The following is a 19620-nucleotide window of genomic DNA, read 5'->3' as shown; positions in this document are numbered from 1 at the left end:
GACCCGTGCCACGCTTGTCGGACGCAGCGATTAGCATCGCGGACATGGAACAGCGCGTATTGGGCAGGACGGGCCGCAAGGCGTCCGTCGTGGGTCTCGGCACCTGGCAGCTGGGTGCCGACTGGGGTGACGTGCGGGAGGAGGACGCGCTGGCGGTGCTGGACGCCGCGGTCGAGTCGGGCGTGACCTTCTTCGACACGGCCGACGTCTACGGCGACGGCCGCAGCGAGCAGCTGATCGGCCGCTACCTGCGCGAGCGCCCCGACGCCGGTGTCTTCGTGGCAACGAAGATGGGCCGCCGGGCCGCCCAGCTCCCCGAGAACTACGTGCTGGACAACTTCCGCGCGTGGAACGACCGTTCGCGCGCGAACCTGGGCGTCGACACTCTCGACCTCGTGCAGCTGCACTGCCCGCCGACCGCGGTGTACTCCTCGGACGCCGTCTTCGACGCCCTGGACACCCTCGTCGCGGAGGATCGCATCGCCGCCTACGCGGTGAGCGTCGAGACCTGCGAGGAGGCGCTGACGGCGATCGCCCGCCCGGGTGTGGCCAGTGTGCAGATCATCCTCAACCCCTTCCGCCTCAAGCCGCTGGAGCAGGTGCTCCCGGCCGCCGCCGAGGCGGGCGTCGGGATCATCGCCCGCGTGCCGCTCGCGTCCGGCCTGCTGACCGGCCGGTACACCAAGGACACCGTCTTCGCCGCCGACGACCACCGGAACTACAACCGGCACGGTGAGGCCTTCGACCAGGGCGAGACCTTCTCCGGCGTCGACTACGAGACCGGTCTTGAGGCCGCCGCGGAGTTCGTGGCGCTCACGCCGCAGGGCGCGACCCCCGCGCAGACCGCGCTGCGCTGGATCATCCAGCAGCCGGGCGTCACCACCGTCATCCCCGGTGCCCGCTCGGTCGCCCAGGCCCGCGCCAACGCCGAGGCCGCCGCCCTTGCGCCGCTGTCGCAGACGACGCTGGACGCGGTGCGGGACCTGTACGACACCCGCATCCGCGCCCAGGTCCACCACCGCTGGTAGCCACCGGGGCTCAGTTCGTGCCCGCCTCCTGGAGGACGCCCTCCAGGAGCGCGGGCAGCGCGGTCCCGATCGGCTCGCGGACCACCTCGTCCGCGAGCGCGTCGTACGGAGTCGGCTCGGCGTTGACGATCACCAGCCGCGCGCCGTGCTCGGCGGCGATCCCGGCGAGCGCCGCGGCCGGCTGCACCTGAAGGCTGGTCCCCACGGCGATGAACAGGTCGCAGCCCTTGGCGATCGCCATGGCGTTCCCCAGCACCACCGGGTCGAGCCGCTGCCCGAACATCACGGTGGCGGTCTTCAGGATGCCGCCGCACTTCCCGCACGCCGGATCGTCCTCGCCGGCCCGGATCCGCTCCAGTGCCTCGGCCAGAGGGGTGCGGTCGTGGCAGCGCGTGCAGACGACCGAGCGCGCCGTCCCGTGCAGCTCCAGCACCTTGCGCTCCGGCAGCCCGGCCATCTGGTGGAGCCCGTCCACGTTCTGGGTGATCACCCGCACCGGCAGGCCCGACCGCTCCAGCCGGACGATCGCGGCGTGCGCCTCGTTCGGGCGCGCCTGCAGGGTGGGGGCGTCCATGCGCATCCGCCACGACCGGCGGCGGATCTCCGGGTCGGACATGTAGAACTCGTACGTCACGAGCTTCTCGGCGTCGGGGTCGCGCGTCCACACACCGTTCGGGCCCCGGTAGTCCGGGATGCCGGAGTCGGTGGAGATCCCCGCACCCGTGAGAATCGCGACCAGCGGCCTCTTGGCGTTCATGCGGCGAGCGTACGCAGACCGTGCCGCATGCGGCATCGTGTTTTCCGCGCCGCTCAGGCCAGCCGCTCGCGCACCTCCGCGACGAGGCCGGCCGCCTTTTCCACGGCGGCCACGGGATCGCCCAGCCCGGCCAGTACCGCCTCGGCGCGGGCCCGGAAACGGGGCGGCGCGCCGGGCAGTGCGTCGGCGGCGGCCAGGGCGCCCTTCTCGTTCAGGCACCAGACCCGGTGGTGGGCGTGCAGGGACTGCGTGAGCACGCCGACGGCGCGGGACAGGCACAGCGTGGCATGCAGGACGTCGCCCGCGGCCGCCGACTTGCGGGCGTTGACCACCAGGAAGTCCGCTTCCCACGCGGCACCGGTCAGCGCGGCGCGCAGCGGCTCGGGGTACACCCGGGTGCGGTCGCGCAGCGCGGCCAGTTCACCGGAGGGGTCCGCCAGGACACGGCCGAGTGCCACCTCGCCGGGGTACACCGGCGACCAGAAGCCCAGTGGATGGCCGGCCTGGATGCCCACCTCGTAGCGGCCGGCTGCGCAGTCCTCCCAGACCCGCAGCACCCGGTCCAGGTCGCGCAGGATCCAGTCGACGCGGGCACCGCCCACCGTCAGCCACGCCCCGCCGTTCACCCACGGGCCCCAGCCGCCCGGTCCCGCGACCTCCACGGGCCCGCCGGCCGCCTCGGCCGCGAGCGCGGCCAGCGCCGCCGTGTCGGGTGTGCCGCGGTAGTGGACGCCGAGATCCCAGTCGGAGTCCGGGCGGTGCGTGCCGCGCGCCCGGCTGCCCCCGAGCAGCACGCCCACGACACCGGGGACACCGCACAGAGCCTCGGCCATGGCGCGCACAGGGGGTACGGGGACAAGCTGTTCGGGCATCGTGCGAGTGTAGGAGCCATACGTCGCGAGGAGTACGCAATTGTTCACCACCCGGCCCACCCTTCAGGGCACCTTCGGCATGGTCTCGTCCACGCACTGGCTGGCCTCGCAGTCGGCCATGGCGGTGCTGGAGAGCGGCGGCAACGCCTATGACGCCGCGGTCGCCGCCGGATTCGTCCTGCACGTGGTGGAGCCGCACCTCAACGGGCCCGCCGGCGAGGTGCCCATCGTCCTCGCCCCGGCGGGCGGCGAGGTACGGGTGCTGTGCGGCCAGGGCCCGGCCCCCGCGGGCGCGAGCGTCGAGTACTACCGGTCGCTCGGCCTGGACCTCGTCCCGGGTACGGGACCGCTGGCGGCGGCCGTGCCGGGCGCCTTCGACGCGTGGATGGTGCTGCTGCGCGACCACGGCACGAAGCCGCTGGACGAAGTGCTGTCGTACGCCATCGGCTACGCCGAGCACGGGCACCCCGCGGTGGAGGCCATCGGCGCGACGGTGGAGTCCGTGCGCGCGATGTTCGAGACGGAGTGGACGACCTCGGCGGAGCTGTACCTGCCCGCGCCGCGCCCCGGCGAGCTGCTCCGCAACCCGCAACTGGCCGCCACCTGGAAGCGCTTGCTGCGCGAGGCGCAGGCCGCGGGCAGCGGCCGTGAGACGCAGATCGAGGCCGCCCGACGCGTCTGGCGCGAGGGCTTCATCGGTGAGGCCCTCGTGGACTTCGCGGCCCGCCCGGCCATGGACACCTCCGGCGAGCGGCACGCCTCGACCCTGACCGGCGACGACCTCGTCGCCTACGAGGCCCGCTACGAGGAGCCCGTCACCCACGACTGGAACGGCTGGACGGTCTGCAAGGCGGGCCCCTGGAGCCAGGGCCCCGCCTTCCTGCAGCAGTTGGCGCTGCTGCCCGGCCCGGCGGACCTGCCGGAGTACGGCACCGCGGACTGGGTGCACACCCTCGTCGAGGGCGCCAAGCTCGCCATGGCCGACCGCGAGGCCTGGTACGGCGACGCCGACCCGGACGGCGTCCCCCTCGCGGAACTGCTCTCGCCCGCCTACAACGACGCCCGGCGCGCCCTGATCGACCCCGCCAAGGCCTCGTACGACCTGCGGCCCGGCAGCCCCGGCGGGCGCACCCCGCGGCTGCCCGCCTTCCCGCTCCACGACCCGGGAGCGGAGCCGGGGTTCGACGCGATGGGCGTCGGCGAGCCGACCGTCGCGAACAACGGGGCGACCCGGGGCGACACCTGCCACGTCGACGTCGTCGACCGCTGGGGCAATATGATCGCCGCCACGCCCAGCGGCGGCTGGCTGCAGTCCAGTCCCGCGATACCCGGCCTGGGCTTCGCGCTCGGCAGCCGCCTCCAGATGGCCTGGCTCGAACCCGGACTGCCCAACTCCCTCACCCCCGGCCGCCGTCCGCGCACCACCCTCACCCCGTCCCTCGCGCTGCGCGACGGCGTGCCCGTGATGGCGTTCGGCACGCCGGGCGGCGACCAGCAGGACCAGTGGTCACTGACGTTCTTCCTCGCGGTTGCCCTGCGCGAGGAAGTGCGCGGCGGCCTCGACCTCCAGGGCGCCGTCGACGCCCCCAACTGGCACACCGACAGCTTCCCGGGCTCCTTCCACCCCCGCACCATGCACCCCGGCAGCCTCACCGTCGAGTCCCGGCTGGGCGAAGCCCTCATCGACGACCTGCGGCGGCGCGGCCACGACCTCACCGTCGCGGCCCCCTGGAGCGAGGGCCGCCTCTGCGCCGTCGCCCGCGACCCGCGCACGGGCCTCCTGTCCGCCGCCGCCAACCCCCGCGGCATGCAGGGCTACGCGGTGGGCCGCTGAGGATCCCCGCCCCGGTGGGTTCTCAGGCCCGTCGCCTCGGCGGGACGCCGTTGACGAGTTCGACGGGGGTGGAGGCCGTGGCGAGGGCGGCCAGGGCGGCGCGGACGCGGCGGTGGAGGCCGGGGGAGAGGTAGGCCTCGGCCTCGTCCGGGGTGGCCATGCGCCAGTCGGAGAGTTCCTCGGCCTGGAGGCGGACGGCCGCGAGCGACGCGTCGTCGAGCACGCCCCCGTCGAAGAGGAACGAGGCGAGCGGCGGCCGCCCGGGAACCCCCTGGATCCAGTCGACGGCGAGGAGTTCGCCCGGTTCGACGTCGAGACCGATCTCCTCCAGCGTCTCGCGCCGCGCGCCCTCGCGCGGCGTCTCCCCGTCGGCGGACTCGATGGTGCCGCCGGGCAGCACCCACTTGCCGTCCTCGCGGTAGGTGGTCTCGGCGATGAGGATGCGGCCGTCGGCGTCACGGAACAGGGTGCTCGCGCCGGCGAGGATCTTGGGGAGGCTCTCGATGTACGCGGAGAAGTCGGAGGTCGTCACGGGTCCCAACCTAATCGGCTACCGGCCGTCCCGAGGAGACCGGGTCGCCCCGCTCACTCCTCGCGCCGGACCCAGGGAGCGAATTTCCGGCCGGGAACGGCATCCGCACGCCAGTGGCGCGGCACCGTCCCGAGCACGATGTCGAGCCGTTCCGCGGCGACCAGGCATGAGGCGGGGCCGGGACAACCGGCCGCTCCCGGCCTGCTGATGCTGCCCTCACGTCCTCAACAACGGGCCGGTGAAGACCGGTTCGCGGCCGTGGTGGCTGGTGAGTTCATGGCCGGCGGCGGGCCGGAACCGCCACCCCGCTGTCCGGCGGCGTGGTCACGTGCCGGCCGCCGCGACGGCCGCGTCCACCGCCGCCGCGAGGTCGGCAGGCGGAAGGCTGCCGGGGGCGCGGCGGGCCCGGGCGGCGCGGTTGAGGAGGTTGCGCAGGGTGTCGTTGACGGGGGTGGGCACGCCGTGGAGGCGGCCGAGGAGGACGATCTCACCGTTGAGGTGGTCGGCCTCGGCGGAGCCGGTCGCGCGGCTGAGGCTCTGCCATGTCGAGCCGCCGCCCCGGGCGGCGCCCTCGACGGTGCGCACCGTGACGAGGTCGCCGCGCATCGCGGCCTGTTCGGCCTCGCTCGCGTACGCGATGCCCGCCGCGTCGAGCACCGCCTCGCCCTCGGCACGCGCCCGCCGGTGGAGCGCGCGCACGGAGTCGTCGCGGCCGATGAGCGCCTCCACGGCGTTGCCCAGGTTCGTCAGCAGCTTGGCGTACTTCCACCGCATGACGTCCTCGGTGACCGGCGCGCGCAGGAACGGGGACGCCTCCAGGCCGGCCGCGATGCGCCGGACGGTGGCGTCCGTGCCGTGCGGGTAGCGGCCCAGGTGGAGCATGCCGGTGAGAGGCGCACAAGGGGCGATCACGACGCCGGGCTCGACGTGGGCCGACGGCAGCCACACGCACATGCCGTACACCTCGGGGAAGCGCCGCAGCGCGAGCCGTTCGTTGGCGACGCCGTTCTGGGCGAGCACCAGGGGGAGGCCCTGGCCCACCGGCGCCCAGGTGTCGAGCGCGGCGGCGGTGTCCTGGGTCTTGACCGCGAGGACCAGGACGTCGTCGTCGCGCAGGTCGAGCGCGTCCGGTCCGTCGACGACCGGGACGGCGAGGGAGAGCGTCGCATCGGGCGTGCGCAGGGTGAGCCCGTGGTCCCGCAGAGCCGCGCCGTGCGCGCCCCGGGCGACCATGACGACGTCCTGTCCGCTCTGGAACAGCCGTCCGCCGATGGACCCGCCGACCGCGCCCGCGCCGATGATGATGTACCGCACACGCGGACCCTACGGCACCAGGGCGAGCGTGCGGCGGGCGAGGTCGCCGATCGCCACGCCGTCGAAGCCGAAGACCGCGCTGCGCACCCGGTCGCGCAGCGGTTCCGTCCACTGCGGCGGGATCGCGGCGCCGCCGCACAGCACGCCCGCCACCGAGCCCGCCGTCGCGCCGTTGGAGTCGGTGTCGAGGCCGCCGCGCACGGTCAGCGCGATCGTGGACGTGAAGTCGCCCTGCCCGTACAGCAGTCCGGCGGTGATGACCGCGGCGTTGGGCACGACGTGGATCCAGTGCAGGTGCCCGGTCTCCTGCTCCAGGTCCGCCAGGGTGTCCGCCCAGCCGAGCCCGGCCTCGTGCAGCGCCATGGTGCGCCGCACCGTGCGCGACAGCCGGCAGCCGGGCGGGATCTGGGTCAGGGCCGCCTCCAGCGCGTCCCGCGCGTCCGGAGCCGTGAACGCGGCGGCGATCAGGGCCGCCGCCCACATCGCGCCGTAGACGCCGTTGCCGGTGTGCGACAGCACCGCGTCGCGCCGGGCGAGGGAGGCGGCGCGGCGCGGGTCGCCGGGGGAGGTCCAGCCGTACACGTCGGCGCGGATCAGGGCCCCGATCCACTCCTGGTAGGGGTTGTCGACGGTCGCGCTGAGCGGCGGTCCGATACCGGACGCGAGATTGCGGTACGCGGCCCGCTCCGCGGTGAAGGTCTGAAGGTAGGGCAGCCGCAGCAGCCACAGCTCGCCGACGTCCTCGGTGGTGAAGCCCGCTCCGTGCGTCTCCAGCAGGTCGAGGCCGAGGATCGCGTAGTCGACGTCGTCGTCCCGCACACTGCCGTCGATGCCGCCGCGCGTGCACTGCCGCCACTCGGGGCGCAGGTCGAACTCTGCGGGGTCGGGGGGCGGGGACAGCGCGGGCAGGTAGTCCGTCAGGGGGAGGGCGTCCGCCCGGCGCAGGTAGCGGTCGATGCGGTCCCGGGTCCAGTGGTCGCCGCGCTCCACGGGCTTGCCGAGCATGTTGCCGGCGATGCGGCCCAGCCAGCCGCCCAGGATCCTGTCCTGAAGGACGGGGGTTGGTGACGTCATGCTCCCGGTGTACCGGAATCCCGCGGCTCCGGCGGGAAGCCCGCACTCCTGCCGTCGCGCGTCGCGCGCTTCCGCCCGCCCCGCCCGCCCCTGGGGGGTGCGCTGAGACAATGACCGGGTGTCAGAAGCCTCCGGTGCCGCCCCCGCACTGCTGCCCGACGACGAGCTGGAGCGGTCGTCCGTGGTCGCCAACAGCACCATGAACCGCGAGCGCGGGCTGTCCGGGGTGAACAGCTACGCCCGTGAACTCGGCTTCGATCCCGTCCGCGAACTGCTCGCCCGTTCCGCCTCGCCATCCTGGCTCGACCTGTGCAGCGGGGAGGGCCGGGCCCTGCGCGAGGCCGCGGCCGGGCTCCCGGCGACGGCGGTGCTGACCGGCGTCGACCTGGTGGGTCCCCTCGTCCCGGTGCCGCTACCGCCCGGGGTGGAGCTGGTGACGGCCTCGGTCGCGACCTGGACGCCGCGGCGTTCCTACGACCTGATCACCTGCGCCCACGGGCTGCACTATGTGGGCGACCGGCTCGGCCTGCTCGCCCGCGCGGCCTCCTGGCTCAGCCCCCGGGGGCTGCTGGTCGCGCACCTGGACCCCGCCTGGATCCGCCGCGCCGACGGTACGTCGGGCGGCCGCCAGGTGACGGCGGCCCTGCGGTCGGCCGGCTTCACCTACGACGCCCGCCACCACCGGCTCAGCCTGCGCGGACACCGGGTCGTCCGCCTGCCCTTCCGCTATCTCGGCGCGGATCCGCACGCCGGACCCGACTGGACCGGCCAGCCGTCCGTCGCCTCCTACTACGCCGCGGGGTCCCCGGGATAGGGTCCAAGCGGCGCGACCTGCGGCAAGGGAGATCAATGTGACGGACACACGGCGAGCGCGCGTACTGATCGCCGCGGACAAGTTCAAGGGCTCACTCACCGCCGTCGAGGTGGCCGAGCGGATCGGCGCCGGACTGCGCCGCGTCGCGCCGGACGCCGTCGTCGAGTCCGTACCCGTCGCGGACGGCGGCGACGGCACGGTGGACGCCGCCGTCGCCGCGGGCTTCGAACGGCGGCTGGTGGAGGTCACCGGGCCGCTGGGCGAGCCGGTCACGGCCGCGTACGCACTGCGCGGCGACACCGCCGTCGTCGAGATGGCCGAGGCGTCCGGACTGCGGCATCTGCCGCCGGGGGTCTTCGCGCCGCTGACGGCCACCACGTACGGCACCGGCGAAGTGCTGCGCGCCGCGCTCGACGCGGGCGCGCGCTCCCTGGTGCTCGGTGTCGGCGGCAGCGCCACCAACGACGGTGGCGCCGGCATGCTCGTGGCGCTCGGCGCGCGCCTGTTGGACGCACAAGGTGTGCCGGTGGCCCCCGGTGGAGCGGCGCTCGCCACCCTGGCGTCGGCGGACCTGACGGGGCTCGACGCGCGCCTGGCGGACACCGAGGTGGTCCTCGCCAGTGACGTCGACAATCCGCTGCTCGGCCCGAAGGGCGCGGCCGCCGTCTACGGACCGCAGAAGGGTGCCGGCCCCGAGGACGTCGCGACGCTGGATGCCGCGCTTTCCCGCTTCGCCGAGGTGCTGGACGCCGCCGAGGCCGCGGAGGCGCCCGGCGCGGGCGCGGCGGGCGGTGTCGGGTTCGGCGCCCTCGTCGGGCTGCGGGCGCGGTTCCGGCCCGGCGTGCAGGTCCTGATGGACATGCTCGGTTTCGCGCAGGCACTGGAGCGGGCCGACCTGGTGATCACCGGCGAGGGCTCCCTGGACGAGCAGACGCTGCACGGCAAGGCCCCCGCCGGTGTGGCGGCCGCGGCCCGCGCCCGGGACGTCGAGGTCGTCGCCGTGTGCGGGCGCCTGGCGCTGCCCCCGGCCGCACTGACCGCGGCGGGCATCCGGCGCGCGTACGCCCTCACCGACATCGAGCCGGACCCGGCGCGCTGCATGGCCGAGGCCGGGCCGCTGCTGGAGCGCCTCGCCGTCGACATCGCGCGCGACGTCCTGGTCTGAACCGTCTGAGCCGCCGCCGCACACACGTGGGGCCCCGAGCCGTTCCCGGCTCGGGGCCCCACGGACGTTCGTCGTACGGCTACGGAAGCTCCGCCGCACGCGCCTCACGGCGGTTGTTGCGGATCGTGTTGACCCGGCGGGTCGTCGCGAACAGCGGGATGACCGCCGCCGCGATGATCTGCAGGGCCGCACCCGTCTGCAGCAGCACGTCGCCACCGGGGACCGCGAAGGCCCAGCAGACCAGGCAGCCCATGCTGACCACGATCCAGGCGAGGGTCATCACGGCGAGCCGGCCGCGCGGCTTGGGGTACTCGACCCGGCTGACCATCAGCCATGCCACACCGACGATGGCCAGCACCGTCGGGATGAACGGCAGGTCCAGCAGCACCACCGAGATCACGGTCATGGCCCCGAAGGGGCTCGGCATGCCCTGGAAGATGCCCTCGCGCACCGTCGTGCACGAGAACCGGGCGAGCCGCAGCACGACCGCCAGCAGCACCACGACCGCGGCCACCGCCGACACCCGGCCGTAGGCGTCGTCGGAGATCAGACCCCAGACCACCACGAAGTAGGCGGGGGCCAGGCCGAAGCTGATGAGGTCGGAGAGGTTGTCGAGCTCCGCACCCATCGCCGAGCTGCGCAGCTTGCGCGCCACGAGCCCGTCGAAGAGGTCGAAGACCGACGCCATGAGCATCAGCAGCACGGCGGTGGCGGCGCTGTGCCGCGTCATGCCGCCGTCGGTGTTGCCCATGAGGTGCGGGACCAGGACTCCGGTGGTGGTGAAGTACACCGCCATGAAGCCGCAGATCGCGTTGCCGAGGGTCAGGCCGTCCGCTATCGACAGCCGCGTTGACAGCGGCATGTCATCGTCGTCGTCCTCGTCCACCGCGGCGACCCACGGTGCCTGCGCGTCGGGCTCAATCACGGTCAAGGCGAGTCACCCCGGCAACGGTGGTCTGGCCGACCTCGACGGCGGGCTCGACGCCCTCGGGAAGGTAGATGTCGACGCGGGAGCCGAACCGGATCAGGCCGATCCGCTCACCCTGCTCGACCTTCGCGCCCTGCGGGATGTAGGGCACGATGCGACGCGCGACGGCACCGGCGATCTGCACCATCTCGATGTCGCCGAGCTCGGTGTCGAAGTGCCAGACAACGCGCTCGTTGTTCTCGCTCTCCTTGTTGAACGCCGGAACGAATCCACCGGGGACGTGCTCCACCGACGTGACCGTGCCCGCGAGGGGGGCGCGGTTGACGTGGACGTTCAGCGGGCTCATGAAGATCGCGACGCGTGTGCGCCCGTCCTTCCACGGCATGATGCTCTGCACCACGCCGTCGGCCGGCGAGATCACGCGGCCCTGGGCGATCTCCCGCTCGGGGTCGCGGAAGAACCACAGCATGCCCGCCGCGAGGGCGGTGGTGGGGACGGCCACGGCCGCCCATCGCCCGGAACGGCGGGCGCGAACGAGACTGACCGCCGCGGTGGCCACGGTCGGGAGGAGCCACGGCGATGCTCCGCGCGCGAGGCGTACGCCGGCCAGGCTGTCGCGTTTAGCAGAGGATTGGCTGTGGGGCATGGAAGACCTTCGTAGCGGAGGGTGCCGCAAGATGGTTCTGGGGACGGCGGCTTTCCGTGAATGGTATCGGCAGTGACGGGCAACTGGGCAAGCCAGTGGCGGAGTCAGTGGCCGGTTATTGATGACTGGGTGTGACCTTTGGCTCGCACAAAGTGTCACAACCCAGACATTCATCCCTGGATTCGGTACTCCTCGAGCAGCCGGCGCCCGATGATCATTTTCTGGATCTCGGCGGTGCCCTCGCCGATCAGCAGCATTGGCGCCTCGCGGTACAGACGCTCGATCTCGTACTCCTTGGAGAAGCCGTAGCCGCCGTGGATGCGGAACGCGTCCTCGACGACCTCCTTGCAGTACTCCGAGGCCAGGTACTTCGCCATGCCGGCCTCGAGGTCGTTGCGCCGGCCCGCGTCCTTCTTGCGTGCGGCGTTGACCATCAGCGCGTGCGCGGCCTCCACCTTGGTGGCCATTTCGGACAGCTTGAACTGGATCGCCTGGTGCTGCGCGATCGGCTTGCCGAAGGTCTGCCGCTGCTGGGCGTACGCGATCCCCAGCTCGAAGGCGCGCTGGGCCACGCCGCAGCCGCGGGCGGCCACATTGACCCGGCCGACCTCCACGCCGTCCATCATTTGGTAAAAACCGCGCCCGGTCTCGCCGCCCAGGACGCGATTTGACGGAATCTTCACATCCTCGAGGACGAGCTCGGTCGTGTCGACGCCCTTGTAGCCCATCTTCTCGATCTTCCCGGGCACGGTCAGGCCCTTCACCATCGGGTTCGGGCCGAAGCCCGGCTCCTTCTCGATGAGGAAGGTCGTCATCGACTTGTGCGGGGCCGTGCCCTCCGGCAGGCCCTCGTCCGTACGGCACAGGACCGCGACGAGGTTGGAGGTGCCCCCGTTGGTCAGCCACATCTTCTGGCCGTTGATGACGTAGTCGTCGCCGTCGCGGACGGCCTTGGTGCGGATGGCGGAGACGTCGGAGCCCAGGCCCGGCTCGGACATCGAGAACGCGCCGCGTACCTCGCCGGTGGCCATCCGGGGCAGGAAGTGGTCCTTCTGCTCCTGCGTGCCGTGCTGCTTGAGCATGTAGGCCACGATGAAGTGGGTGTTGATGATGCCCGACACGCTCATCCAGCCGCGGGCGATCTCCTCGACCGTCAGGGCGTACGTGAGCAGGGACTCGCCGAGGCCGCCGTACTCCTCGGGGATCATCAGGCCGAAGATGCCGAGCTCCTTGAGGCCCTCGACGATGTCGGCGGGGTACTCGTCCTTGTGCTCCAGCTCGTTGGCGACCGGGAGGATCTCCTTGTCGACAAAGCTGCGGACCGTGGAGAGGATCTCCTGCTGGACGTCGGTCAGCCCGTCGGTCTGGGCGAGACGGCTCATCTGTCGTATCTCCTAGGAGTTCAGTGGGCGACGGACGGACGGCCGGGCTGCTCGCCGCCGCGCTCCTTGATGTAGGTGGCGGTCGGGACCATCACCTTCCGGCGGAAGACGCACACCAGGGTGCCGTCCTGCTTGTAGCCCTTGGTCTCCACATGGACGATGCCCCGGTCGTCCTTGGACTTCGACGGCCACTTGTCCAGCACCGTGGTCTCGCCGTAGATCGTGTCGCCGTGGAAGGTCGGCGCCACGTGCTTCAGCGACTCGATCTCCAGGTTGGCGATGGCCTTGCCGGAGACGTCCGGGACGGACATGCCCAGCAGCAGGGAGTAGATGTAGTTGCCCACGACGACGTTCCGGCCGAAGTCGGTGGTCCGCTCGGCGTAGTTCGCGTCCATGTGCAGCGGGTGGTGATTCATGGTCAGGAGGCAGAAGAGGTGGTCGTCGTACTCGGTGACCGTCTTCCCGGGCCAGTGCTTGTAGACAGCGCCGACCTCGAACTCTTCATACGTGCGGCCGAACTGCATCGCTTCCAGGCCTCCGGGGTGTCGTGCTTGCTCGTACGGGTGATGTCCGCGGCGGTCATGCGGGGACCTCCAGCGGGTCCAGCGTGTTCGCCCTGCGGATCTCGTCCACGATCCTGCCGATGATCTCCGTGATTCCGAAGTCCTTCGGCGTGAACACGGCGGCGACGCCGCACTCGATCAGCTTGGCCGCGTCCGCAGGGGGGATGATGCCGCCGGCGATCACCGGGACGTCGTCCGCGCCCGCGTGGCGCAGGCGCTCCAGGACGTCCGGCACGAGCTCGGCGTGCGAGCCGGACAGGATCGACAGGCCGACGCAGTGGACGTCCTCGGCGACCGCCGCCGACACGATCTGCTCGGGCGTCAGCCTGATGCCCTGGTAGACCACCTCGAAGCCGGCGTCGCGGGCCCGCACGGCGATCTGCTCGGCGCCGTTGGAGTGGCCGTCCAGTCCGGGCTTGCCGACGAGCAGCCGCAGCTTGCCGCCGCCCAGCTCCCGCGCGGTGAGCTCCACCTTGCGGCGCACCTCGGCCAGCGGCGTGCCCGCCTCGGCGGTGACCGCGACCGGGGCGCTGCCGACGCCCGTCGGCGCCCGGTATTCGCCGAAGACGTCCCGCAGGGCCCAGGACCACTCGCCGGTCGTGACGCCGGCCCGTGCGCACTCCAGGGTGGCCTCCATGAGGTTGGCGGTGCCCGCGGCGGCCGCCTTGAGGGCCTCCAGCGACTTCTGGGCGCGGGACTCGTCCCGGTTGTCGCGCCAGTCGTGCAGGGCGGCGACGACCCGGGCCTCGTTCTCCGGGTCGACGGTCATGATCGCGCCGTCCAGGTCGGAGGTCAGCGGGCTGGGCTCGGTGCCCTCGTAGCAGTTGACGCCGATGATCTTCTCCTCGCCGGACTCGATCCGCGCCCGGCGCTCGGCGTGCGAGGAGACCAGCTGCGACTTCAGGTAGCCCGACTCGACGGCCGCCATGGCGCCGCCCATCTCCTGGATGCGGCCGATCTCGGCGAGCGACTGCTCGACCAGCTCGCCGACCTTCGCCTCGACGACATGGCTGCCGTCGAAGATGTCCCCGTACTCCAGCAGGTCGCTCTCGTGCGCCAGCACCTGCTGGATGCGCAGGGACCACTGCTGGTCCCAGGGGCGCGGCAGCCCGAGCGCCTCGTTCCAGGCCGGCAGCTGCACGGCGCGGGCGCGGGCGTCCTTGGAGAGCGTCACGGCCAGCATCTCCAGCACGATGCGCTGCACGTTGTTCTCGGGCTGGGCCTCGGTCAGGCCGAGCGAATTGACCTGGACGCCGTAACGGAAGCGGCGCTGCTTGGGGTTCTCGATCCCGTAGCGCTCCCTGGTGACCTGGTCCCAGATGCGGGTGAAGGCCCGCATCTTGCACATCTCCTCGACGAAGCGCACGCCGGCGTTGACGAAGAAGGAGATGCGCGCCACGACGTCGCCCATGCGCTCCTGCGGCACCTGGCCGGAGTCGCGGACGGCGTCCAGGACGGCGATCGCCGTCGCCATGGAGTACGCGATCTCCTGGACCGGCGTGGCGCCCGCCTCCTGCAGGTGGTAGCTGCAGATGTTGATCGGGTTCCACTTGGGGATGTGGCTGACCGTGTAGGCGATCATGTCGGTCGTCAGCCGCAGCGACGGCACGGGCGGGAAGACGTACGTCCCGCGCGACAGGTACTCCTTGACGATGTCGTTCTGCGTCGTCCCCTGGAGCTCCGTGATCGCGGCGCCCTGCTCCTCCGCGACGACCTGATAGAGCGCCAGCAGCCACATGGCGCTGGCATTGATGGTCATCGAGGTGTTCATCCCGTCCAGGGGGATGTCCTGGAAGAGCCGGCGCATGTCGCCGAGATGGGCGACCGGGACCCCGACCCGGCCCACCTCGCCGCGGGCGAGGATGTGGTCGGGGTCGTAACCGGTCTGCGTCGGGAGGTCGAACGCGACCGACAGGCCGGTCTGGCCCTTGGCGAGATTGCGCCGGTACAGGGCGTTGGACGCCTCGGCCGTGGAGTGCCCGGCGTAGGTCCGCATCAGCCACGGACGGTCCTTCTGACGCTCGCTCATGCTCGTTCCCGATCTCAGATGTTCCGGAAGCGGTTGATGGCGTCGATGTGCCGGGCCCGCATCTCCTCGTCGCGGACGCCGAGCCCTTCCTGCGGGGCCAGCGCGAGCACGCCGACCTTGCCCTGGTGGAGATTGCGGTGCACGTCGTAGGCGGCCTGGCCGGTGTCCTCCAGGCTGTACGTCCGCGACAGCGTCGGGTGGATCTTCCCCTTGGCGATGAGGCGGTTGGCCTCCCACGCCTCGCGGTAGTTCGCGAAGTGCGAGCCGATGATGCGCTTGAGCGACATCCACAGGTAGCGGTTGTCGTACTCGTGGGTGAAGCCCGAGGTCGAGGCGCAGGTGACGATCGTGCCGCCCTTGCGGGTGACGTACACGGACGCGCCGAAGGTCTCGCGTCCGGGGTGCTCGAAGACGATGTCGACGTCCTCGCCGCCGGTCAGCTCGCGGATGCGCTTGCCGAGGCGCTTCCACTCCTTCGGGTCCTGGGTGTGCTCGTCCTTCCAGAACCGGAAGTCCTCGGCATTGCGGTCGATGATCGCCTCGGCGCCCATGCTGCGGCAGATCTCCGCCTTCTGCGGCGAGGACACCACGCAGATCGGGGTGGCGCCGCCGGCCAGCGCGAACTGGGTGGCGTACGAACCAAGGCCGCCGCTGGCGCCCCAGATCAGGACGTTGTCGCCCTGCTTCATCCCGGCGCCGTTGCGGGAGACCAGCTGCCGGTAGGCGGTGGAGTTGACCAGGCCGGGGGCCGCGGCCTCCTCCCAACTGAGGTGCCGGGGCTTGGGCATCAGCTGGTTGGACTTCACCAGGGCGATCTCGGCGAGGCCGCCGAAGTTGGTCTCGAAGCCCCAGATGCGCTGCTCGGGGTCGAGCATCGTGTCGTTGTGGCCGTCCGCGGACTCCAGTTCCACGGACAGGCAGTGCGCGACCACCTCGTCGCCGGGCCGCCAGGCGTTCACACCGGGGCCGGTGCGCAGGACGACGCCCGCCAGGTCGGAGCCGATGATGTGGTACGGCAGGTCGTGGCGCTTGGTGAGCGGGGAGAGCTTGCCGTACCGCTCCAGGAAACCGAAGGTGGACATCGGCTCGAAGATCGAGGTCCACACCGAGTTGTAGTTGACGGAGCTGGCCATGACGGCCACCAGGGCCTCGCCCGGGCCGAGCTCCGGCAGGGGCACGTCGTCCACGTGCAGCGACTTGCGCGGGTCCTTCTCGCTGCTCTCCAGGCCCTCGAACATGCCGACCTCGTCCTTGCGGACGGTGACGGCACGGTACGACTCGGGGAGCGGCAGGGCCGCGAAGTCCGCGGCCGTGCTTTCGGACGCCATGATTGCGTCGAGGATGTCCTTCACGGTGATGCCTCCGGCGAAGCGCGACGTAGGGACGCTTGAGGGAACGTCGGGGGGTGCGGTGGGTCGTGCCGTCGGTTCGGCGGTTGTGCTGTTTCCGTGACGGTCGCACGGATCGAGCGAGAGCGCTGGGTGGCGCGGGTGAGTGCCTGTGACGCAGGCGTCCGGGCCTTTGGGGACAGACGGCGTGCGAAGGTTCACCGCACGCCGCCCGCCCGGACTGCTCTCACGGTATGGCACCGCGTGCCACTCGGCAAGACACTGGGTGCCAACATTTTGTCTCACATGGCACCACGGCTGCACATCTGAGCGGCTGGGGAGTGTCGGGGAATGCCGTGGGATGTCCGCATTTCACGCGGGACGCGCGAAGCCGGGGGTGGGGGCGGGGGGAGTACTTCACGGTCCCACCGGCCGGCCGGGGCGGCGAGTCGGGGCAGCCCCTCCGGAGGGCGGTGCGCGAGGTGGCACGGCGTGCCACCTCGCGTCCCGGGGAAAGGCCCGGGACGGCCGGGCGCGGCGCCTACGCGCCCTTCAGGGCCTTCTCGATGGTCCGCATCACTTCCGCGGGCGAGGCGTCGGTGCGCGCGACCGCCACGATCACCTCGCCCTGGTGGGAGGTGAGGATCGGGGCCGGGAGGGGCCGGCGGCCGATCCCCGTGCCGAAGGTCGTCCGGATCACCTCGAAGGCGTGGTCGAGCTGCGCCTCCACGTCGCCCTTGCCGCCGGCCCGCAGCCAGCGCCGCAACACGTGGTTGTGGGCGGCGACCACGGCCGACGCCGCGACCTCCGCCAGCAGCGGGTCGTCGTCGCCGTCATGGTGGGCGCTCTCGTCGAAGTGGCCCAGCAGGTAGCGCGTGAACAGGCGCTCGTAGCGGGCAACCGACGCGATCTCGCGCTCGCGCAGGATCGGGATCTCCCGGGTCAGGCGGTAGCGCTCGACGGAGACCTCGGGCGCCTCCGCGTACATCCGCAGCACCTCGGTGATGCCCCGGCAGACCGTGTCCAGGGGGTGCTCATGGGGCTCTGCGGAGTCCAGCACCTCCCCGACCCGCACCAGGGTGTCGTCGTGATCGGGGAAGATCGCCTCTTCCTTGGAGCGGAAATGCCGGAAGAAGGTCCGCCGGGCCACGCCCGCCGCGGCCGCGATCTCGTCCACGGTCGTCGCCTCGTAGCCCTGGCTCGCGAACAGGTGCATCGCGGCGGCCGCCAGCTCCTGGCGGACGCGATGGCGCTGGGCGGTCGCGGAGGACGTACGGGTGGGCTTCGCGGGCTGGGACATACCGCGAAAGTACTGCATTCCCGCCGACTCTTGGGCAGGGCCCGGCTTCCGCAGCCTGTGGGGCGGCCCCAGCAGGCCGCCCCAGCCGTCCGCAGGCTCAGCGCCGGGCATACTCGCGGAAGCCGCGGCCGGTCTTGCGGCCCAGGCACCCGGCCGACACCAGGTGCTCCAGGAGCGGCGCCGGCGCCAGACCGGGGTCGCGGAACTCCTTGTGCAGCACCTGCTCGATCGCCAGCGAGACGTCCAGCCCCACGACGTCCAGGAGCTCGAACGGGCCCATCGGGTAGCCGCCGCCGAGCTTCATCGCCGCGTCGATGTCCTCCACCGTCGCGTAGTGCTCCTGCACCATCTTCACCGCGTTGTTCAGGTAGGGGAACAACAGCGCGTTGACGATGAACCCGGCCCGGTCGCCGCAGTCCACGGCGTGCTTGCGGACCGTGCCGCAGACCTCGTGCACGGTCGCGTGCACGTCGTCGGCGGTCAGGACCGTGCGGACCACCTCGACCAGCTTCATCGCCGGGGCGGGGTTGAAGAAGTGCATGCCGACGACGTCGGCCGGACGCGACGTCGCGGTCGCGATGGCGACGACCGGCAGCGAGGAGGTGGTGGTGGCCAGGACCGCGCCCGGCTTGCAGACCTTGTCCAGGGTCGCGAAGAGCTGCTGCTTGACCGCCAGGTCCTCCGCGACCGCCTCCACGGCAAGATCGACGTCCGCGAACGCGTCCAGCGAACCCGCCGCGGTCACCCGGGCCACGGCCTCGTCCCGCTGCTCCTGGGTGAGCCTGCCCTTGGCCACCGACCGGTCCAGGGACTTGGTGAGCGCCGCGAGGGCCTTGCCGGCCTTCTCCTGGCCGCGGGCGGCCAGCACGACCTCGTAGCCCGCCTTGGCGAACACCTCGGCGATGCCGGTGGCCATGGTGCCGGAGCCCGCGACGCCGACCTGCCGCACGGGGCGCCCGGCCGAGGCGCCGCCGCCGGCTGCGGGCGTCTCGGTGTCCGCCACGACCGTGGCGCTGCAGGGTGCCTCGTAGGTGTAGAAGCCGCGGCCGGTCTTGCGGCCGAGCAGTCCCGCGGCGGTGAGCTGCCCGAGGATCGGCGCCGGGGCGTGCAGACGGTCATGGGAGGCCGCGTACATGGCCTCCAGCACGGTCCGGGCGGTGTCGATGCCGATCAGGTCGAGCAGGGCGAGCGGGCCCATGGGCAGGCCGCAGCCGAGCCGCATCGCCGCGTCGATGTCCTCGCGGGTGGCGTAGCGGGACTCGTACATGGCGGCCGCCTGGTTGAGGTAGCCGAAGAGCAGTCCGTCGGCGATGAAGCCCGGCCGGTCGCCGACCGCCACCGGCTCCTTGCCGAGGCCCCGGACGAGCGCGGTCACGCTCTCGGTGGCCTCCGGCGAGGTCAGCACGGTCGAGACCACCTCGACCAGCTTCATGGCCGGGGCCGGTGCGAAGAAGTGCAGGCCGAGGACCCGGTCGGGCCGCGAGGTGCGGGAGGCCAGCTCCGTCACCGACAGCGCGTTGGTGCCGGTCGCGATGACCGTGTCGGGCTTGACGACGGCGTCGAGCCCGACGAGGACCTCGCGCTTGATCTCGAAGTGCTCGGTGACGACCTCGATCACCAGATCGGCGTCGGCCGCCGCCTGGAGATCGGAGAAGGTGCGGAAACGGGCCAGCACATTGCCGCGCTCCGACTCCGTCATGCGCTCGCGCCGCACGGCGCGGGCAGTGGCGGACTCCAGGGAGTCGACGGCGCGGCGCGCCGCGGCCTCGTCGGTCTCGATGCCGATCACCTCGTGACCGGCGCGCGCCATGACCTCGGCGATGCCGGTGCCCATGGTGCCGAGGCCGACGACGGCGACAGTGCGGAAGGGACGTGGACGGTCCATCGCGGAACTCCAGTTGCTGAGGATCCGCGCCGTGCGTCTTCGCGGCACAGGCGCGGGCGGGAGAGGAGTTGTGAGGAGCCGCGGGGTGCGTAAGCGTGGGTGTGCGTGCCCGCGTGAAGATGCTGGCGCGCCCTGTCCCGGGGCTGCGCCGCGATGGTGCCGAACCGAC

The 19620-nt window shown here is 72.1% G+C and carries 17 protein-coding genes; 4 read left to right on the top strand and 13 right to left on the bottom strand.

Features of this window, described 5'->3' with window-relative positions; all coding sequences use genetic code 11:
* Window positions 1-44: 44 nt before the first annotated feature.
* Window positions 45-1028, top strand: a complete 984-nt coding sequence (locus tag ABZ883_RS23075; RefSeq protein WP_360908905.1) for an aldo/keto reductase — start codon at window positions 45-47, stop codon at window positions 1026-1028.
* Between the two features lie 10 nt (window positions 1029-1038).
* Here the strand turns inward: ABZ883_RS23075 and ABZ883_RS23070 are convergent, their stop codons facing one another.
* Complete coding sequence (locus tag ABZ883_RS23070; RefSeq protein WP_360908903.1) at window positions 1039-1785, bottom strand: Sir2 family NAD-dependent protein deacetylase; 747 nt, start codon at window positions 1783-1785, stop codon at window positions 1039-1041.
* 53 nt (window positions 1786-1838) lie between these two features.
* Entirely contained in the window at window positions 1839-2657 is an 819-nt protein-coding gene (locus tag ABZ883_RS23065; RefSeq protein ID WP_360908901.1) for a nucleotidyltransferase domain-containing protein, read from the bottom strand.
* 40 nt (window positions 2658-2697) lie between these two features.
* Here ABZ883_RS23065 and ABZ883_RS23060 point away from each other — a divergent pair, with 40 nt between their 5' ends.
* Window positions 2698-4491 (top strand): gamma-glutamyltransferase, encoded by a 1794-nt coding sequence (locus ABZ883_RS23060; RefSeq protein ID WP_360908899.1) that lies wholly within the window; start codon window positions 2698-2700, stop codon window positions 4489-4491.
* A gap of 22 nt (window positions 4492-4513) precedes the next feature.
* Here the strand turns inward: ABZ883_RS23060 and ABZ883_RS23055 are convergent, their stop codons facing one another.
* The 3 genes from ABZ883_RS23055 to ABZ883_RS23045 all read right to left on the bottom strand — a co-directional run bounded on the left by ABZ883_RS23055 (window position 4514) and on the right by ABZ883_RS23045 (window position 7411).
* On the bottom strand, window positions 4514-5023 hold the full coding sequence (locus ABZ883_RS23055) for an NUDIX hydrolase (protein WP_360908897.1): 510 nt from the start codon (window positions 5021-5023) through the stop codon (window positions 4514-4516).
* A gap of 324 nt (window positions 5024-5347) precedes the next feature.
* Window positions 5348-6337 carry a 2-dehydropantoate 2-reductase N-terminal domain-containing protein gene (locus tag ABZ883_RS23050; RefSeq protein WP_360908895.1) on the bottom strand — a complete coding sequence of 330 codons (990 nt, stop codon included), beginning with the start codon at window positions 6335-6337 and terminating at the stop codon, window positions 5348-5350.
* 9 nt (window positions 6338-6346) lie between these two features.
* On the bottom strand, window positions 6347-7411 hold the full coding sequence (locus ABZ883_RS23045; protein WP_360908893.1) for an ADP-ribosylglycohydrolase family protein: 1065 nt from the start codon (window positions 7409-7411) through the stop codon (window positions 6347-6349).
* A gap of 118 nt (window positions 7412-7529) precedes the next feature.
* Here ABZ883_RS23045 and ABZ883_RS23040 point away from each other — a divergent pair, with 118 nt between their 5' ends.
* Both ABZ883_RS23040 and ABZ883_RS23035 read left to right on the top strand, forming a co-directional pair.
* Window positions 7530-8225 carry a methyltransferase domain-containing protein gene (locus tag ABZ883_RS23040; protein ID WP_360908891.1) on the top strand — a complete coding sequence of 232 codons (696 nt, stop codon included), beginning with the start codon at window positions 7530-7532 and terminating at the stop codon, window positions 8223-8225.
* A 37-nt stretch (window positions 8226-8262) separates the two neighbouring features.
* Window positions 8263-9390: a glycerate kinase gene (locus ABZ883_RS23035; protein WP_360908889.1), complete on the top strand. Its 1128-nt coding sequence runs from the start codon at window positions 8263-8265 to the stop codon at window positions 9388-9390.
* Between the two features lie 79 nt (window positions 9391-9469).
* Here ABZ883_RS23035 and pssA read toward each other — a convergent pair whose 3' ends face one another.
* The 8 genes from pssA to ABZ883_RS22995 all read right to left on the bottom strand — a co-directional run bounded on the left by pssA (window position 9470) and on the right by ABZ883_RS22995 (window position 19451).
* Window positions 9470-10321 (bottom strand): CDP-diacylglycerol--serine O-phosphatidyltransferase, encoded by an 852-nt coding sequence (gene pssA, locus ABZ883_RS23030; protein WP_360908888.1) that lies wholly within the window; start codon window positions 10319-10321, stop codon window positions 9470-9472.
* Window positions 10308-10964: a phosphatidylserine decarboxylase gene (locus ABZ883_RS23025; RefSeq protein ID WP_360908886.1), complete on the bottom strand. Its 657-nt coding sequence runs from the start codon at window positions 10962-10964 to the stop codon at window positions 10308-10310. Before ABZ883_RS23025 ends, pssA begins: the two co-directional genes overlap by 14 nt.
* Before the next feature lie 170 nt (window positions 10965-11134).
* Window positions 11135-12346 (bottom strand): acyl-CoA dehydrogenase family protein, encoded by a 1212-nt coding sequence (locus ABZ883_RS23020; protein ID WP_360908884.1) that lies wholly within the window; start codon window positions 12344-12346, stop codon window positions 11135-11137.
* 20 nt (window positions 12347-12366) lie between these two features.
* Window positions 12367-12870: a MaoC family dehydratase gene (locus ABZ883_RS23015; RefSeq protein WP_360908882.1), complete on the bottom strand. Its 504-nt coding sequence runs from the start codon at window positions 12868-12870 to the stop codon at window positions 12367-12369.
* Window positions 12871-12925: 55 nt separating this feature from the next.
* Window positions 12926-14938, bottom strand: a complete 2013-nt coding sequence (locus ABZ883_RS23010; RefSeq protein ID WP_360908880.1) for a protein meaA — start codon at window positions 14936-14938, stop codon at window positions 12926-12928.
* 14 nt (window positions 14939-14952) lie between these two features.
* Window positions 14953-16290, bottom strand: a complete 1338-nt coding sequence (gene ccrA / locus ABZ883_RS23005) for a crotonyl-CoA carboxylase/reductase (protein ID WP_360908878.1) — start codon at window positions 16288-16290, stop codon at window positions 14953-14955.
* Between the two features lie 517 nt (window positions 16291-16807).
* The gene (locus ABZ883_RS23000) at window positions 16808-17584 is read right to left on the bottom strand and encodes a TetR family transcriptional regulator (protein WP_360908876.1); all 777 of its coding nucleotides are present in this window, start codon (window positions 17582-17584) and stop codon (window positions 16808-16810) included.
* Between the two features lie 79 nt (window positions 17585-17663).
* Window positions 17664-19451 (bottom strand): 3-hydroxybutyryl-CoA dehydrogenase, encoded by a 1788-nt coding sequence (locus ABZ883_RS22995; protein ID WP_360908874.1) that lies wholly within the window; start codon window positions 19449-19451, stop codon window positions 17664-17666.
* Between the last annotated feature and the right edge of the window lie 169 nt (window positions 19452-19620).

This window comes from Streptomyces sp. NPDC046977 (assembly GCF_040644455.1).
Lineage (GTDB): Bacteria > Actinomycetota > Actinomycetes > Streptomycetales > Streptomycetaceae > Actinacidiphila.
Note: the sequence above shows the minus strand (reverse complement) of the source record. Positions and strands in the feature narration are given on the sequence as shown.

Excerpts from the sequence above, each read along its gene's own strand:
- ABZ883_RS23010 (WP_360908880.1), bottom strand. The coding sequence starts at position 14,938 with ATGAGCGAGCGTCAGAAGGACCGTCCGTGGCTGATGCGGACCTACGCC.
- ABZ883_RS23075 (WP_360908905.1), top strand. The coding sequence starts at position 45 with ATGGAACAGCGCGTATTGGGCAGGACGGGCCGCAAGGCGTCCGTCGTG.
- ABZ883_RS23020 (WP_360908884.1), bottom strand. The coding sequence starts at position 12,346 with ATGAGCCGTCTCGCCCAGACCGACGGGCTGACCGACGTCCAGCAGGAG.
- ABZ883_RS23000 (WP_360908876.1), bottom strand. The coding sequence starts at position 17,584 with ATGCAGTACTTTCGCGGTATGTCCCAGCCCGCGAAGCCCACCCGTACG.
- ABZ883_RS22995 (WP_360908874.1), bottom strand. The coding sequence starts at position 19,451 with ATGGACCGTCCACGTCCCTTCCGCACTGTCGCCGTCGTCGGCCTCGGC.
- ABZ883_RS23070 (WP_360908903.1), bottom strand. The coding sequence starts at position 1,785 with ATGAACGCCAAGAGGCCGCTGGTCGCGATTCTCACGGGTGCGGGGATC.
- ABZ883_RS23045 (WP_360908893.1), bottom strand. The coding sequence starts at position 7,411 with ATGACGTCACCAACCCCCGTCCTTCAGGACAGGATCCTGGGCGGCTGG.
- ABZ883_RS23065 (WP_360908901.1), bottom strand. The coding sequence starts at position 2,657 with ATGCCCGAACAGCTTGTCCCCGTACCCCCTGTGCGCGCCATGGCCGAG.
- ABZ883_RS23025 (WP_360908886.1), bottom strand. The coding sequence starts at position 10,964 with ATGCCCCACAGCCAATCCTCTGCTAAACGCGACAGCCTGGCCGGCGTA.
- ABZ883_RS23015 (WP_360908882.1), bottom strand. The coding sequence starts at position 12,870 with ATGCAGTTCGGCCGCACGTATGAAGAGTTCGAGGTCGGCGCTGTCTAC.